The 16,163-nt window shown below is 70.9% G+C and carries 14 protein-coding genes; 5 read left to right on the forward strand and 9 right to left on the reverse strand.

The features are described 5' to 3' along the window. Positions 1 to 78: 78 nt before the first annotated feature. From H5T77_RS13030 to H5T77_RS13050, 5 genes are all read right to left on the reverse strand, one after another. Positions 79 to 1,728 (reverse strand): ABC transporter permease, encoded by a 1,650-nt coding sequence (locus H5T77_RS13030; protein ID WP_292649849.1) that lies wholly within the window; start codon positions 1,726 to 1,728, stop codon positions 79 to 81. Next, positions 1,728 to 2,663, reverse strand: coding sequence for an ABC transporter ATP-binding protein (locus H5T77_RS13035; RefSeq protein WP_292649851.1), 936 nt, complete (start codon positions 2,661 to 2,663; stop codon positions 1,728 to 1,730). Before H5T77_RS13035 ends, H5T77_RS13030 begins: the two co-directional genes overlap by 1 nt. 55 nt (positions 2,664 to 2,718) lie before the next feature. After that, entirely contained in the window at positions 2,719 to 3,390 is a 672-nt protein-coding gene (locus H5T77_RS13040) for a TetR/AcrR family transcriptional regulator (protein ID WP_292649853.1), read from the reverse strand. Between the two features lie 47 nt (positions 3,391 to 3,437). Further along, entirely contained in the window at positions 3,438 to 4,340 is a 903-nt protein-coding gene (locus H5T77_RS13045) for an exonuclease/endonuclease/phosphatase family protein (protein WP_292649855.1), read from the reverse strand. A 102-nt stretch (positions 4,341 to 4,442) separates the two neighbouring features. Beyond that, positions 4,443 to 5,954 carry a carboxyl transferase domain-containing protein gene (locus H5T77_RS13050; RefSeq protein WP_292649868.1) on the reverse strand — a complete coding sequence of 504 codons (1,512 nt, stop codon included), beginning with the start codon at positions 5,952 to 5,954 and terminating at the stop codon, positions 4,443 to 4,445. A 460-nt stretch (positions 5,955 to 6,414) separates the two neighbouring features. Here H5T77_RS13050 and H5T77_RS13055 point away from each other — a divergent pair, with 460 nt between their 5' ends. The 5 genes from H5T77_RS13055 to H5T77_RS13075 all read left to right on the forward strand — a co-directional run bounded on the left by H5T77_RS13055 (position 6,415) and on the right by H5T77_RS13075 (position 11,249). After that, positions 6,415 to 6,870 carry an HNH endonuclease gene (locus H5T77_RS13055; protein WP_292649869.1) on the forward strand — a complete coding sequence of 152 codons (456 nt, stop codon included), beginning with the start codon at positions 6,415 to 6,417 and terminating at the stop codon, positions 6,868 to 6,870. Between the two features lie 89 nt (positions 6,871 to 6,959). Continuing rightward, positions 6,960 to 8,078 (forward strand): ROK family transcriptional regulator, encoded by a 1,119-nt coding sequence (locus H5T77_RS13060; RefSeq protein ID WP_292649871.1) that lies wholly within the window; start codon positions 6,960 to 6,962, stop codon positions 8,076 to 8,078. After that, entirely contained in the window at positions 8,078 to 9,520 is a 1,443-nt protein-coding gene (locus H5T77_RS13065; protein ID WP_292649873.1) for a glycoside hydrolase family 3 protein, read from the forward strand. Before H5T77_RS13060 ends, H5T77_RS13065 begins: the two co-directional genes overlap by 1 nt. An 11-nt stretch (positions 9,521 to 9,531) precedes the next feature. Next, positions 9,532 to 10,449 carry an ROK family protein gene (locus H5T77_RS13070; RefSeq protein ID WP_292649875.1) on the forward strand — a complete coding sequence of 306 codons (918 nt, stop codon included), beginning with the start codon at positions 9,532 to 9,534 and terminating at the stop codon, positions 10,447 to 10,449. 2 nt (positions 10,450 to 10,451) lie between these two features. Next, positions 10,452 to 11,249: a glucosamine-6-phosphate deaminase gene (locus H5T77_RS13075; RefSeq protein ID WP_292649876.1), complete on the forward strand. Its 798-nt coding sequence runs from the start codon at positions 10,452 to 10,454 to the stop codon at positions 11,247 to 11,249. Here H5T77_RS13075 and galT read toward each other — a convergent pair. Genes galT through H5T77_RS13095 form a run of 4 tightly spaced genes read right to left on the reverse strand, consistent with a single transcriptional unit; the run spans position 11,246 to position 16,074 of the window. Further along, positions 11,246 to 12,340 (reverse strand): galactose-1-phosphate uridylyltransferase, encoded by a 1,095-nt coding sequence (galT, locus tag H5T77_RS13080; RefSeq protein ID WP_292649877.1) that lies wholly within the window; start codon positions 12,338 to 12,340, stop codon positions 11,246 to 11,248. The genes H5T77_RS13075 and galT overlap by 4 nt on opposite strands. A gap of 24 nt (positions 12,341 to 12,364) precedes the next feature. Continuing rightward, the gene (locus tag H5T77_RS13085; protein WP_292649879.1) at positions 12,365 to 13,933 is read right to left on the reverse strand and encodes a serine/threonine-protein kinase; all 1,569 of its coding nucleotides are present in this window, start codon (positions 13,931 to 13,933) and stop codon (positions 12,365 to 12,367) included. Positions 13,934 to 13,946: 13 nt separating this feature from the next. Continuing rightward, positions 13,947 to 15,275: an FHA domain-containing protein gene (locus H5T77_RS13090; protein WP_292649881.1), complete on the reverse strand. Its 1,329-nt coding sequence runs from the start codon at positions 15,273 to 15,275 to the stop codon at positions 13,947 to 13,949. Then, positions 15,268 to 16,074, reverse strand: a complete 807-nt coding sequence (locus H5T77_RS13095; RefSeq protein WP_292649883.1) for a PP2C family protein-serine/threonine phosphatase — start codon at positions 16,072 to 16,074, stop codon at positions 15,268 to 15,270. Before H5T77_RS13095 ends, H5T77_RS13090 begins: the two co-directional genes overlap by 8 nt. Between the last annotated feature and the right edge of the window lie 89 nt (positions 16,075 to 16,163).

The raw sequence follows: 16,163 nt of genomic DNA on the forward strand, positions 1-16,163 counted from the left end.
TATTTCTTTGTGGCGAACAGTATATTGTATTTTTTTTTAACCCCTTTTAAAAAAGTAATCCCACGTCTCGGTCCCAGATCAGCTCGTGATGTCGCGGCGGCGGAAGCCGACGAACGCAGCCAGGAGCAGAACGGCTGCGACCACACTGAGGCCGATCATGTGTGACGGCTCGATGGGCTCCTGGGGGTAGCGGCCGACCCACCAGATGGGCGAGATGCCGGCTACGGCGTCCGGGAGGTCGAAGAGGGGCCCGAACATCCCGGTGATGGCGGTGAACGCGAAGAGCGCCCAGACGATCGGCGTGATCTTCGGGACCCAGGCGTACAGGGCCGCGGTCAGCGCCATGAAGACCGCGACTGCGGGCAGGAACGCCGCGCCGCCCTTCAGGAACGTCGCCAGCTCGACCTCACCGTTGACCAGCGCACCGGCCCACAGCGCGAGCGCACCGGAGATCATGGTCAGTACGAAGGCGCCGAACGCCACGACGGCGAGGTGTGCGGCGAACCAGCGGCCACGCGAGACCGGCTTGGCCAAGGTGATGTCGAGCCGGCCCTCGGTCTCCTCGCTCTTGGCCCGCAGCGTGGTGGCGATCGCATACCCGGCAGCGGCCAGTGCGGCGTACAGGATCATGATCGCCAGGAACCCGGTGAGCGGGTCGTCGCCGAACAGCTTGGCTGCCTCGGGGTTGGAACCCGCCATGTCGTCGACCATGTCCTCGACGCCTTCGCCGAGGTAGGTGCCGGTCGCCCCGAACATCACGAAGGTGCCGAGGAACCACCAGAACAGAGCGATCCGCTGCTGGCGCCAGGACATCGCGAGCGGGTTCGAGAGCATCGAGGGAGCCTCGGCCCGACCCGATCCGCCGGTGAGCAGGGCCCCGTCGAAGTCGCGCTTCGAGGCCAGGAAGGCCCCGAGCGCGAGCAGTACCAGGATCGCCACGACACTCAGCGCGAGCGGCCACCAGCGCAGATCGACGTACGCCCGCATCTGCTGTGCCCACGCGATCGGCGAGAGCCAGGAGAGCCAGGTGCCGTGCTCGCCGGGCTCGGCCTGCAGGTCGCCGATGCCGCGCACCAGCACCGCGACGCCCAGGACCGCGAGACCGAGACCGGTCGCGCCGCGCCCGTTCGTGGTCAGCTGCGAGGTGACCAGGGCGACGGCGGCGAAGACCAGGCCGGTGACGGCGATCGTCGTCGAGAGCGCGAAGGTGTCGGCGACGGCGAGGTCGCCCGCGGTGATGAGCAGCGCGCTGCCGAGCAGGGCGAAGACGACGTTGGCGATGATCACCGTGAGCAGCGACGCGGCTACTGCCGCGTGCCGCCCGACCGCGCCGGACCGGACCAGCTCGGCCCGACCGCTCTCCTCCTCGGCGCGAGTGTTGCGCACGACCTCGAACATGTTCATGACGCCGAGCAGACCGATCATCCACAGGGTCATCTCGTTGGCGAACATGGCGCCGATCGTGTAGTCGTCGAGCCCGTAGTTGGGCCCGCCGAGGAAGATCGACGCCGGCTGCTCCATCAGCGCTGCCCGTCCTGCGCGGTCCTCGGCGGTCGGGTAGAGCGCGCTCAGCGCCGTGACGAAGTAGGCGTACAACGCCAGCAGCGAGACCGTCCACACCGTCAGCCGGACCCGGTCGCGCCGCAGCATGAACCGGGTCAGGTGCCAGGTGCCGGCGAAGGAGTCCAGCGGCGTACGCCTCGGGACGGCCGGGGCAAGCGTGCTCATCACGCCTCCTCCGTCTCGATGACGTCGCCGTAGTGCCGCATGAAGAGCTCCTCCAGCGACGGCGGGGTGATGGTCAGACCGCGTACGTCGAGGTCGGTCAGGGTCTTGAGGACGTCCCCGACGGCGTGGTTGTCCACGTCGAAGGCGACCCGGGTGCCGGCACCGTTCTGGCTGGTCACGAGGTCGTTGACGGCCTCGAGGCTGCCCAGCGGGGACGGGTCGCCGCCGACGGTGGCGACGACGGCGGAGCGGGTGAGGTGGCGCAGCTCGTCGAGCGTTCCGGACTCGACGGCGACCCCGGCCCGGATGATCGTGACGGTGTCGCAGACCTTCTCGACCTCGCTGAGGATGTGGCTGGAGAGCAGCACCGAGGAGCCCGCAGACTTGGCCTCCCGGGCGTACTCGGTGAAGACGGCCTCCATCAGCGGGTCCAGACCCGAGGTCGGCTCGTCGAAGATGTAGAGGTCGGACTCGTCGAGGAAGGCCGCGACCAGGGCGACCTTCTGCCGGTTGCCCTTGGAGTAGGTGCGCGCCTTCTTCGTCGGGTCGAGCTGGAACCGCTCCAGCAGCTCGGCCCGGCGCGCCTTGCGTCGGGCCTTGTCGCCGCCCGGCTTGAGCCGGGTGAGGTAGTCGATGCACTCGCCACCGGTGAGGTTGGCCCACAGCGACACGTCGCCAGGGACGTACGCGATCCGCTTGTGCAGCTCGACCGCGTCCTGCCAGACGTCGCCGCCGAAGAGGCGCGCGGTGCCGGCGTCGGCGCGCAGCAGTCCGAGCAGAACCCTGATGGCGGTGGACTTGCCGGCGCCGTTGGGGCCGAGGAAACCGGCCACCTGGCCGGGCTCGACGATCAGGTCGAGGCCGTCGAGGGCTTTGAAGGAGCCGTAGGACTTGTGCAGGCCCGCGATCTCGACCGCGGGGGTGGTTTCGGACATGGCTAGCTCGCTTCCGCGTAGGGAGGGTAGAAGGACGTACGCCGACGGCCTGGCGTCATTCAGACGGGGGCTCCGTGGCGGGGTCCTGTGGCGGGTCGGGGACGTAGAGCAGGTAGTCGTCGAGCATGCGGCGAGTGGTGAAGAAACCCTGGGAGTAGAGCTCGATCATCGGGAGGTAGCTGGTCGTGATGAAGTCGCGCACGATGCTGCCGAGGTCTGCGGGGTCCTCGGGTGGGTTGAGGGTGATCTCGAGGATGAGCACGCCGAGGGCCGACAGGGTCAGGTAGCGCGCGCGGGCAGGCTCGTCGAGGCTCGGCTTGATCAGGCCCGCCTCTACGCCGTGCTTGGTGTAGCCGACCGCGTCCTCGACCATCTGCTCGATGAAGCTGCGGCCGACCGGGCCGCCGTCCTGGACCGAGCGCAGGACGTAACCGAGCATCGGCGCGTACTCGTCGGCCGCGGCGAACCGGTGCAGGATGCCCTTCCCGGATGCCAGGTCGTCGATCGACTCGTTCTTGACGGCGCGGATCTCGGTGAGGACCCGCTCGTCGCACTCGGCGTGCAGGGCGTCCTTGGAGCCGAAGTGATGCATCACAAGGGCCGGGCTCACTCCGGCGTCGGTGGCGATCGTGCGGACCGAGGCGCCGAAGCCGTCACGCGCGAACCGCAGCACGGCCGCGTCGCGGATTCGCTCGCGGGTGCTCTGGTCGGCGGAGGCTGAACGCATGTTCAATGCTAAACACGTGTTCAGCCCCCGCGCAAGGGGTTATCCGATCAGTCGGTGGTCCAGCTGAAGTCGACCGCGATGGGGAAGTGGTCGGAGAGCATCAGACCGGTGCCGTCCTCACGGAAGTCGGCGTCCAGGTTGCGGTAGGAGGTCGCGCTCAGATCCATGCCGTCGCCGTCGCGGTAGAGCACCTTGTCGACGATCTCGCACTCCACGCCTGGGTTCACCTCCGGGCACGCCAGGGCGGGGCTGCCGCGGTCGGGCTCGTCGCCGTTGCGTACCAGTTCCACCCAGGCATCGGTGAGCCCGTTGGCGGCGGCGAAGTCGGAGATGCGATCACCCTCGCGGGTGTAGCGCGTGTTCGTGTCACCCATGACCAGGACGGCGTTGCCGGCGGAGTGCGCGGAGATGTACGCCGTGAGCTGCTCGAGATTTCCGCGTCGAGCGGCCTCGTCCAGGGCGCCGTCGCCGGCGTCGGCGTGCAGGTTGTAGACGTCGATCCAGGAGTCAGGGGCGATCTGGGCGCGGTGGAAGGTGAACCCCTTCGGCGTCAGGCAGTCGGCCGAGCCGATCCAGCAGTGCTTCCACGTGACGCGGTCGAGCGCCTCGTACGGCTGGTGGTGCAGGCTGTTCAGCCCACTGCCGAACGGCACGCCTCCCGACGTCGGGGTGCGGTGGGCGTGCGCGTCGGTCTCGTAGAGGTAGGCGTGATAGTTGAAGTCCTCCTGGACGTTGACGATGTCGAACTCGTCGATCCGGCGGCCGATCTCGTTGGTGGCGCTCTTGCGGGGTGTCGGGGCGCTGGAGATGGCTTCGGGGAGACCGGCGATGTTGTACGTCAGCGCGCTGAAGCTCCCGTCCTGGGCCTGCGCCGGGGTGGCGCCGAGAACGGGTAGGGCGGTGGCGAGCGAGATGGTCGCGACGGCGAGGAGGCGATTGATCTGAGGCACGAGAAACTCCGATCGACAGTGTGGGGGTGCTGCCGGAGTCGGCAGCGCCGAGCCACCCCATCGTGGCGGACGTCGCTGCGGATGTCCTCGGATCCGCGCGAGTCAGCCCGCGTAACGAGCAGCCCGAGCCGCAGGGTCGCCGGGGCCGGCGGCGAGCAGCGCGAGCAGCTCGTCCTCCAGGATCGCGCCGACCCGGCGGCAGAAGGCCACGGGCTCGTCGGCGGCGTCGGGGGACTCGGTGACGATCCGGTCGACCACGCCGATCTGCAGGAGGTCTACTGCCAGGACCCGCTGCGCCTCGGCCATCTCGGCGGCATGGTCGGAGTTGCCGTGCACGATCGCGCTCGCGCCTTCTGGCGGCAGCGGAGAGAGCCAGGCGTGCTGGGCGGCGACCACCCGGTCGGCCGGGAGGAAGGCGAGCGCGCCGCCGCCGTTGCCCTCGCCGAGCATCAGGCTGAGCGTCGGGGTCTCGACGTTGACGAGCGCTCCCAGCGTACGCGCGATCTCGCCGGCGATGCCGCCGTTCTCCGCCTCGGCCGACAGCGCGGCGCCGGGGGTGTCGATGACGGTGACGACGGGGAGGCCGACGCCGGCGGCGAGCTTCATCCCGCGCTGTGCCTCGCGCAGCCCCTCCGGGCCGAGCGGCTGATGGGCCTGCTCGCGGCGGTCCTGGGCCAGCACCAGGCACGGCGCCGACCCGAACCGAGCCAGCGCGATGATCAGGCCCGGGTCGCGCTCGCCCTGCCCGGTGCCGTTGAGAGGTACGACGTCCGAGGCCGCGATCCGGAGCAGCGCTCGCGCCCCTGGTCGGTCCGCCCGCCGGGACCGCGTGATCGCGTCCCAGGTGTCGATCGCCGAGAAGTCGCGCGCGTCGGCCGAAGCGTCACTCCCGTCGGCCGAAGCGTCACTCGCTGACGTCTCGGCCGACGCGAGTGACGTCTCGTGCCGGAGGTCGAGGATGGTGAGTACGCGGTCGACGAGCCCGGCGAGCTCGTCGGGAGGTACGACGCCGTCGACCAGGCCGTGCGCGAAGAGGTTCTCCGCGACCTGGACCCCGGAGGGGAAGGGCCGGCCGTTGAGCACCTCGTAGACCTTTGGCCCCAGGAAGCCCAGGAGCGCCTCGGGCTCGGCGACGGTGACATGCCCCAGAGAGCCCCAGGAGGCCATCACCCCGCCGGTGGTGGGGTGGCGCAGATAGACGAGGTAGGGGAGTCCGGCCGCCTTGTGCCGGGTGACCGCCTCGGCGATGCGCACCATCTGCACGAATGCCGGCGTACCTTCCTGCATCCGGGTCCCGCCCGAGGCGGGCCCGGCCAGCAGCGGCAGTCCTTCCCGCGTCGCCCGCTCCACGGCTGCGATGAGCCGGTCGGCCGACGCACGCCCGATCGATCCGGCGAGGAATCGGAACTCCGAGAGCACCACCGCCACCCGTCGTCCGGCGATCCGAGCCTCTCCGGTGACCACCGACTCGTCGGTCCCGGCGCGCTCTCGCGCGCGAGCCAGGTCAGCGGCGTACGCCTCCGGGATCTCGCCGTAGGACGGCGGGGCGTCCCAGGGAGTCCACGTGCCGGGGTCGAGGACGAGGTCGATCAGCTCAGCGGAGGTCAAGCCCATGGACCGACCATACCCAGGGATTGGCTCGGTGGTCAGTCCAGTCCAGATCGGCGGATCTTGTCGCTAACGGGCACAAACGATGCGAGTTGGCTGTAGTTAACCCGAACGACATGCTGCTGACCTGCGAAAACCGTTGGTAGGTGGAGGGTGTTCGTTCTATTCTGGTAGCACCCGGTTCGCGCCGGGCTCAGTCATCCAAGCCCAACCGAAGGTCCAGCCATGAACGCGCAGCACTCGACCACCGCCCCGGCGGCCTGGTCGCTGACCGCTGCGCACGAGCGCGACCCTCATGCCCGCGGGAGCCGACAGTGACCTGGGTGCATAGCTGCACCGGATCACTCCGGGCCGCTCCTGCGAGACATGTCCGTCTCGCCGGGGCGGCCCCTCTTTTGTTTCAGTCCAGTGTTTCCGTCCGATCGACACGCGATCTCTATCCGACTCTCCTGGGAGGTAACCGAGCATGACCACGACCATGGGTGCAGTGACCCTGTACAACGCCTCCTTCGAGCCGCTCGGGAGGGTCTCGTTCAAGCACGCCGTGCGGATGCTGTTCCGCGAGGTGGCGGTGGTCCACGAGCAACAGGGCGACAAGATGATCGGGCCACATCCATGGCCCAAGGCGGTGCGGCTGGTCCGCTACATCGCCATGCACTGGATGTATCGCCCGGCCGGCTACTCCCGTGAGGGAGTGCTCAAGCGCGACCAGCATCGTTGTGCCTATTGCGGCGGCCACGCTCGCACCATCGACCACCTGCTGCCCCAGTCGCGCGGCGGCAGGTGGACGTGGATGAACACCGTGGCGGCATGCGGCAGGTGCAACGGCCGCAAGGGCAACCGCACGCCCGAGGAGGCCCACATGTCCCTCCGGATCCAACCCTTCATCCCAACCCGTGCCCAGCTCGCCGCCATCGTCTGACCCGTCGAGAGGTCAGAATGTGACGTCTCGGCGGGGAAAATGTCGCGTCGACTTGACGCACCATTAATAAGTACGATGGACTAACAAACATGTCGAAGGCGAGACGGCGTACGTTGCGGCCGATCGGGAAGCTGCTGCAGGAAGATGCGCGGCGTCATCATCGTTCTCTGGTGCTCCAGCACCTCTTCGCGGTGGGTCCCGCGAGCCGTGCCGACCTGGCTCGATCCTCCGGTCTGACCCGGGCGACGGTCTCTGATCTGGTCGGCAGCCTGCTCGCCGACGGGCTCGTCGAGGAGCTCGGTGCGCCGGTGGAGAGCCGGGTGGGGAAGCCGCCCATGCTGGTCGGGCTCGCCGCCGATGCCACCCACATCGTGGCGATCGACGTCTCCGGGGACGACCAGGTCGCCGGGGCCGTGCTCAACCTGACCGGCGACGTCGTCCACCGCACCACCAGGTGCCGGGAGGGGCGCACCGGAAGCGAGGCCGTGCGCCTCGTGACCGGTCTGGTCACCGAGCTGATCGCCAGCTCCGCCCGGCCGATCCTCGGCATCGGGATCGGCAGCCCAGGTGTCGTCTCGGCCGACGGCACCGTGATCGACGCGCCCAACCTGGGCTGGACCGATGTCGCCCTGGCCGAGCATGTGCGCCGCGAGACCGGCCGACCGACGTACGTAGCCAACGACGCCAACACGGCGGTGCTGGGGGAGTACACCTTCGGGCAGTCCGGCGACGGCGGGCTGATGCTCGTGCGGGTCGGCACCGGTGTCGGTGCCGGTCTCGTGCTCGAGGGCGCGCTGCTCCATGGTTTCGTCGACGCGGCCGGTGAGCTCGGGCACGTGACCGTCGACCCCGGAGGCGCGCTGTGCGCATGCGGCCGCTCGGGCTGCCTGGAGACCTTCCTCGCGGTGCCGCGCCTGCGGGAACGCATCGAGACAGGCCACGACGATGCGCTCGTGGAAGCCGGAGAACATCTTGGAAAGGCACTGGCGCCCGTGGTCGGAACCCTCAATCTTCACGAGCTGGTCCTCTCCGGGCCGGCCGAGCTCCTCGACGGACCGCTGCGGGAGACCGCTGATCGGATCATCCGCGAGCGGACGATGCCAGTCAGCGGCGAGCGGCTGGAGTTCCGTACGTCCACGCTCGGCGAGGACGTCGTCATAGTCGGGGCTGCGGTGCTCGTCCTCGCCGGCGAGCTGGGAGTGTCGTGATGCCGCCCTCGTCAGCCGTCGAGACCCTGGCGCTGCGCGTCCAGGTGTCCGCCTTCGCCGGCGCCACGCTGCCCGCCGACCACGCCGACCTGCTCCGCGAAGGCCTGGGCGGGATCTGCCTCTTCGGCACCAACACCGGGGCCGGTGCGGAATCCGTACGCAGCCTGGCGGCCGAGATCCGATCCGCCGCTGCCTTGGGTGGCCGGGCCCCGGTGATCACCATCGACGAGGAAGGCGGGGACGTCACCCGGCTGGAGGCGCTCACCGGCTCCTCGGTGCTCGGGGCCGCTGCCCTCGGCGCAGCCGACGACCTGGCGCTGACCGAGGAGACCGGCCGGGCCGTCGGAGCACGGCTGGCGTGGGCCGGCGTCAACCTCGACCTCGCACCCGTCGCGGACGTGAACTCCAACCCCGACAACCCGGTGATCGCGACCCGGTCGTTCTCCCACGACGCCGGCGTGGCCGCCGAGCACGTCGCCGCGTGGGTGCGGGGCCTGGAGTCGGCCGGTGTCGCCGCCTGCGTCAAGCACTTCCCCGGCCATGGCGACACCGGCCAGGACAGTCACGTCGCCCTGCCTGTCCTCGACGCCGACCTGGCGACGCTTCACGAGCGTGAGCTGGTCCCGTTCCTGGCGGCCGTCGAGGCCGGCGCCGCCTCGGTGATGACCTCCCACATCGTGGTGCCGGCGCTCGACCCCGACCTGCCCGGCACGCTCTCGGCGCCGGTGCTGGGCCTGCTGCGCGAGCTGGGCTTCGACGGGCCGATCGTCACCGACGCCCTCGACATGGCCGGAGCCTCTGCCGAGCGCGGGATCCCGGCTGCCGCGGTGCTCTCGCTCGCGGCGGGGGCCGACCTGCTCGTCCTCGGTCCCGACAAGCCCGCCTCGCTGGTCCGCGACACGACCGCCGCGATCGTGGCCGCCGTCGAGTCCGGTGAGCTCGCGCTGGAGCGGCTCCAGGATGCTGTCGCGCGTATCGACCGGCTGCTCGCCGCCTTCCCCGGAACCCAGCAGCGCCCGGACGTCGATCCGAAGCTCGAGCAGCGCTCGATCGAGGGTGCCCGCCGCGCGCTCGCGACGGCGAGCGACCTCACCGATATCCCGGACCTCGCCGGTGCCCGGGTGGTGAGCGTCGACACCGAGGCGAACATCGCCGTCGGCGACGTCCCCTGGGGTCTTCCTCCGGACGTCGTCCTGCGCCCGGGCGAACCGCTCCCTGATCTCCCAGATGCGCCCCTCATCGTGCAGGTGCGCGACGCCCACCGGCGCCCCGACGTCGGCCAGACCGTCGCGGAGCTCCGCGGCGTTGCGGTGCTGGTGGAATGGGGCTGGCCCGGGACGTACGACGGACGGCGGTTGCCGCGCCTGTGTCCGCAGGGCTTCTCCCTGCCGGGCGCGGCCGCCGTGACCGAGGTGCTGCGACGATCGGGCTGGGACCAGTGAGCCCCCGACCGGTGAACCCCGCACGGGTCGGCCTCGACATCGGCGGGACCAAGATCCACGGCATCGCCATCGGCCCGGACGGGGCAGTGTTGGCCGAGGACCGTGCCGCCACCACCCCGGGCGCGGAGGGCGTCGTGAAGAGCGCGGCCGCGGTGGTCGCGAGCCTGCGGGATGCCCTCGCCGACGGCGAGATCAGCTCGATCGGGGTCGGCATCCCCGGCATAGTCGACACCCGAGCGGGCACCGTGAAGCATGCGGTCAACCTGGGTCTGGACGGCGACGCCTTCCCGCTCGCCGAGCTCCTCGGCGCGCGGGCCGGAGCGGTCGTCACCCTCGAGAACGACACCAACGCGGCCACGCTCGGCGCGCACGCGGTCGAGGACGTCGACGACCTGGTCTACCTCTCGCTCGGCACCGGCCTCGCCGCCGGCCTCTACCTCGGCGGAGCGCTCCGCCGCGGCTTCCACGGCGCAGCCGGAGAGGTCGGGCATCTCCCGGTCGACCCGGAGGGCCCGGTGTGCGGCTGTGGGCAGCGTGGCTGTCTCGAGCTGGTCGCCTCGGGCGCCGCGCTCGCGGCCGCCTGGCCGACCGCCACCGGCCACCCCGCGGCCGCGCTCTTCGCGGCAGCGACCGCGGGCGATCCGGCGGCCGTCGTGGTCCGTGACCGCTTCGCCGACGGCGTCGCCGCCGCCGTACGCGCGCTCGCTCTTGCCGTCGACCCCGAACGCGTCGTCATCGGCGGGGGAGTGGCGACGGTCGGTGAGCCGCTGCGCGAGGCGATCGCGGCCGCGCTCGTCAGGCAGACCGAGGCCTCGCCCTTCCTCGCCTCCCTCGAGCTCGCCTCGCGACTGAGGGTGGTCTCCGCCGCTCCGGTCGCCGCCATCGGCGCCGCTCTGATCACTCCGACGATCACTCCGACCAAGGACTGACCATGGAAGTAGTTGTCCTCGACACCCCGGCCCAGGTGGCCTCCCTCGCCGCCGACACCATCGAAGACGTCGTCCGCCGCGGGGCGGCCGCCGGTGCCCCGGCGGTGCTCGGCCTGGCCACCGGCTCGACGCCGCTGGCGACGTACGTCGAGCTCGTCCGGCGCGCCCAAGACGGCCACGGACCGTCCTACGACGGCGTGGAGACGTTCAACCTGGACGAGTACGTCGGCCTCCCCGACGGCCACGAGCAGTCCTATCTGGCGACCATCCGGCGAGAGCTCACCGACGCGATCGGCATCCCTCCCGAGCGGGTCCACGGTCCCGACCCGACCGAGGCGACGCTGCCGGACGCCGGCGAGCGCTACGAGGCGGCCATCGTGGCAGCGGGCGGGATCCAGGTGCAGCTCCTCGGTATCGGCTCCGACGGCCACCTGGCCTTCAACGAGCCCGGCTCGTCGCTGGCCTCGCTGACCCGGATCAAGACGCTCACGGCCACGACGCGCAAGGACAACGCACGCTTCTTCGGCTCGCCCGACGCGGTGCCGCACCATGTGCTCACCCAAGGGCTCGGCACCATCACCAGAGCCGGCCACCTGCTTCTGCTGGCGACCGGGGAGGGCAAGGCCGAGGCGATCGCCGCAGCGGTCGAGGGCCCGGTCTCGGCGAGCTGTCCTGCCTCGGTCCTCCAGCTCCACCCCCACGTCTCCGTGCTGCTCGACGAGGCCGCGGCCTCTCGCCTCGTACGCCGCGACTACTACCGCGAGGTCTACGCGGACAAGCCGGACTGGCAGGGTCTCTAGAGCGCCTCACGAAGACGCTCGGCCGCGGTCTCCGGCGGGATGTCGTTGACCCAGAGCGCAACGCCGGACTCGATGCCGGCCAGGTACTTCAGCCGCCCCGGCGCCCGCCGGATGGTGAAGATCTCGGCGGCCAGGTGCCAGGTCTCCTCACGGCCGGTCGGTGCCTGCTGCCAGCCGGCGATGTAGGGCACCGGACCGGCGTCGTCGAGCCCGTCCAACCGGCGCAGGCACTCCTGGTAGAGCGCCGCGAGGTCGTTCATCTCGTCGGCGGTCACCCCCGGCAGCGAGCCGACGTGGCGCCGCGGCACGACGCGGATCTCGTAGGGCCAGCGACCGGCATAGGGCACGTACGCCACGAACGACTCGTTCTCGGTCACCACCCGCGACCCGTCGGCGATCTCGTCGGCGAGCACCACACACTGCAGACACTCGCCGGTCGCGTCGCGGTGGACGTCGGCGGCGTTCACGAGAGACTCGATCCGCGGCGGCAGCACCGGCATGGCGTAGATCTGGCCGTGGGGGTGCTGCAGGGTCACCCCGATCTCCTCGCCGCGGTTCTCGAAGCAGAAGACGTAGGTCACCTCCGGCATCGCCGTCAGCTGCTCGGTGCGGTGAGCGAGCGCCGCCAGCACCGTCCGCACCCGCTCGGGAGGGAGATCGACGAAGCTCTGCTCGTGGTCGCTGGTGAAGCAGACCACCTCGCACCGGCCCTGCCCCGGCTGGGAGACGAACGGCTCCCCGGTCGCCTCGCCGACCGCGACCGTCGAGAGCGCCGGGAACCGGTTCTCGAAGGCCACCACGTCATAGCTCTCGGCCGGGATCTCGGTGAGCCTGCCGTCGACCGACGGACACAGCGGGCACTCGTTCGACGGCGGCTTGAACGTACGCGTCTGCCGGTGTCCCGCCACCGCCGTCCAGGTCGCGGTCAGCCGGTCCCAGCGCAGCTGCGACCCGCCCGCCCGCGGCTCCAGGGGCCGCTCGTCGTGCACCGACCGCAGCGTCGGTTGCTCGTCGAAGAACCAGATCTCGCGGCCGTCGGCCAGCTTCGCTGACGTGGCCACCGGGACGGTCTGCGCTGGGTTGTTCGGCATGCGCCCAGTATCGCCCGCGGCGGGCTACTTGCTGACGCAGGCCTGGGCGGCGCCCTGGGAGACGTTGCCGTTCTCACCCAGGGAGCGGACCTGGATGCAGACCTTGGTGGCTCCCTCGAGGCGTACGACCGCCTTGGGACGGTTCACGTTCCCGCTGGTGGAGTTGTCGCCGACCCACTTGTAGCCGGTGGCTCCGGGGACGCCGGACCAGGTGAAGACGGCGCGGTTGCCGTCGAGCGTGCCCTTCACCTTGCCCGGTGCGGCGGGCCCGGTGACGCCGGGGAGGTCGGTCTCGACGGGCGGGGGCGGGACCTCGTCGGGCTTCTCGTCCTCGCCGCCGCGGGAGAGCATGATGCCGATGGTGGCGGCGATGAGGAAGAGGACGACGACGCCGATGATCGCGGGCGTCTTGCTGCGGGTCTCGCCCGGGAGCGCGCCGGTGAGGACGGAGGGGCCCTCATCCGTACGCGGGTAGCTGAACCGGGTGCGGTCGCCGGAGGGCGAGCCGGCGTCCGCCACCGGCGTCGACGCGAGCGAGGCCGGTGGCTGGGTGATCGGCGCCTGCGCGATGACCTGGGAGGGCGGCTTGAGGTCGGTGGCCTTCTCCATCTCCGGGTCGGAGGGCGGGGAAGGGAGATGCGCACGGCCGGAGCCCGTGGTCGGTCCCTCGCCGCGGGCGGCCGCGATGTCGGGAACGACCGGGATGGACCCGCTGCCGCCGGCGTCGCGGTCGAGGACCTGCACCTCGGTGCGTCCGAGCCGCAGCTCCTGCTCGATCCGCTGGAAGTGCCGGGCCAGGTCGAGGGCCGTCCTCGGCCGGTAGGTCGGGTCCTTCGCCATCGCCTGCTGCAGGACCCGGTCCAACGACGGAGGTACGTCGGGCCGACCCGTCGCGGGCGGAGCCGTGTGCAGGATGCGGGAGAAGACGGCGCGGTCGGAGTTGTTGCCGCGCTCCGCGAACGGTGACCGGCCGACGAGGAGGTGCCAGACGGTCGCGGCCAGCGAGTAGACATCGGAGGCCACCGAGCCGTTGGACGCGGAGGTGAGGACCTCGGGCGGCGACCACGGCAGCGAGACCCCGATGTCGCCCTCGTCGTCGCGCGGACGGCCGGCGATGCCGAAGTCGGCCAGACCGGGCACGTCGTAGCGGGAGAGCAGGATGTTGGACGGCTTGATGTCGCGGTGGATGATCCCGGCGCGGTGCGCGGTCTCGACCGCCGACGCCATCTGGATCCCGAAGCGCAGCGCGTCCTGCACCTTCATCGGGTTGTTGCGTACCCGAGCACCGAGGTCGTTGTTGGGGTAGTAGCCCATCACCAGGTACGGGCGGCCGTCGGGCGTCTCGCCGGCGCTGTGCACCGGCACGATGAACGGGTGCTCGGCCAGCTCGGCCATCACCGCCGCCTCCGCGGCGAACTGCGCCCGCTGGGCCTCGGCGAGGTCGGCGGACCGCATCAGCTTCACCGCGACCCGGACCTTCGGGTGGTGACGCTCGTAGAGGTAGACGTCGGCGAAGCCGCCCGAGCCGAGCCGGCCCAGGCAGGTCATCCCCGGCAGCTCGGGACCGAGCTCGGGGTGTTGTGCCTGGTTCACTCGCTGCGCTCGCTCATCCGAGAACCTCGTAGGTCAGGTTGATCGAGCCGGCGAGGCTCACCACGGCGCCGGGCTCCATGGCGTACTCCTCCATCGGCCGCATCTGCTGCGGACGCCCACCGGGCAGGGTCAGGTAGGACCCGTTGGCGGAGCCCAGGTCGCGGACCAGCACCTGCCACTCCTCCAGGCGCACCTCGGTGTGCAGCCGGCTGATGTCGGGCAGCATCACCTTCACCAGATGCGGAGGTACGCCGCCGGCCCCCGTGTTGCCGCTGGCATCCGCCCGCGGCGACCTCCCGAAGACCGCGCCGCGGTCCAGGACGACGATCCGGCCGTCGTCCAGCTTGAGCTGCCCCAGCGCGGGGCGCGGGACCGAGACCGGCTGCTGATGAGGAGGCAGCGTCAACCGGCAGATGCGGCAGGTCGGGGAGTAGGGCGGCGATGCGTGCCCCTGCGGGCAGTAGACCGCCCACACCGTCGGCCCGCCGGCGGGCGGCACCGGGGTCGGGGTGTTGCGGACCCGGGTGGCCATGTCTTGGGGCGGGTGGGGCGCAGGAGCGGGGGCAGGCATCGGCGGCGGGCTCTGCGGAGGCATGGCCGGCGGCGCGGGCTGCCGGTCCGGCGGACCCCACGCGTTCGGCTCGGGCTTCTTGGCACCCTTCTTGCGCCAGGGAAGCCCGTCGATGATGCCCTTTTTGGACTCCGGCGCGGGCTGCGGCGGCGACACCGGGGGCGGCGGCACCGCGGCCGGGGGAGGGCTCTGGAACGGCGGCACGCCCGGCGACGGCGGAGGAGGCACGCCCGGCGGCCCCGGGGGAGGCGGAGAGGTGGCCAGGTCCGAACGCCGGATGGTGTGGTCCAGCGGCACCATCGTCGCGTCGGCCTGCGCCTGCGCGCCGAGGTCTGGGTCGAAGACGACGTCGAGCGAGCGCGCATGGGCGGTGTCGAGCAGCGGCTGGTCCTCCTCCATGCCGCCCCAGGCGCCGTTGGCGAGCTCGGCGCGCTCGGGGACGGCGGCGAAGTGGCCGTCGGCCCACTTGCCGGAGACGTCGATGCCGTCGACGAAGACCGGCACCTCGTTGACGACCGCGGTCACCTTGGCCGGTGAGCGTACGGCGTAGCGCACTCGCGGGCCCTCGCGTCCGATGATCGCGAAGCCAGGGGCGCGCGGTCCGTCGGCGGAGAGCAGCCCGGCGATCGCGTCGACGGGCCGCGGGTCGGCCAGGGCGGCTTGGACGCCGACGACCCGCGGGTCGCCCGGCCCCAGCTGGACCAGTGCCCAGCACCGGTCGCCCTTCAACGCGAGCCAGTGCCCAACACAGTAGGTAGCGGTATCACTCATGAGACGACGTGACGTCCCCTGAAGGTCGGGCAGGGTCCGTGGGGGCGGCGAACAGAGAGGGCGGCGGTGTCACGAGTACCACAGTGACATTGTCACGCCCACCCGATGCAACCGCAGCGTCCACCCGCCTCTGGGCCAGGTTGTCGATGCTTCCGCCCACCCCGAGCGTCTTGGAGACGATCTCGTGGATCTCGTGGTCCTCGAGCTCACCGGTGAGACCGTCGGAGCAGAGCAGGAACATGTCGTCGGGCGACACGGCCATCAGCCAGGTGTCCGCCTCGGGCGAGGGGAAGGTGCCGAGCGACCGGGTGATGACGTTGCGCAGCGGGTGGACACGGGCCTCTGCGGCGGTGATCATCCCCGCCTCGACCATCGCGGCGACCTCGGAGTGGTCGGTGCTCACCTGGGTCACGCCCGTCGTCGAGAGCCGGTAGACGCGTGAGTCGCCGACGTTGAACACCAGCCAGTGGGGCGCACCTTCCGACTCCACCAGCGCCACCCCGGTCAGGGTCGTGCCCATGCCCTGCTTCTCGGAGTGGCGGGTCGCCTCCGCGGTGATCGCGGCATTGGCGGCCTCAACGGCGTCGAGGATGTCCTCGGGAACCGGCCAGACGGCCGCGAAGCGGCTCTGGAAGGTCTCCACCGCGAGCGAGCTGGCGACGTCGCCACTGGCATGACCACCCATCCCGTCGGCGACGACGGCCACTGCGGGGAGCATGACGAACGAGTCCTCGTTCACCTCGCGGACCCGGCCGACATCAGTCGCCCCCGCGGCACGCAGGGCTGGGTATGCGGTCATGCTGTTCCTTTGCGGAGCCAGTTATCGGGACATCACGGTCAGGATGCGGAATAGTGATGCTGGGAGCGGACACTTTAGAACATCCCGTA

It is taken from the genome of Nocardioides sp. (assembly GCF_014360585.1).
Lineage (GTDB): Bacteria > Actinomycetota > Actinomycetes > Propionibacteriales > Nocardioidaceae > Nocardioides.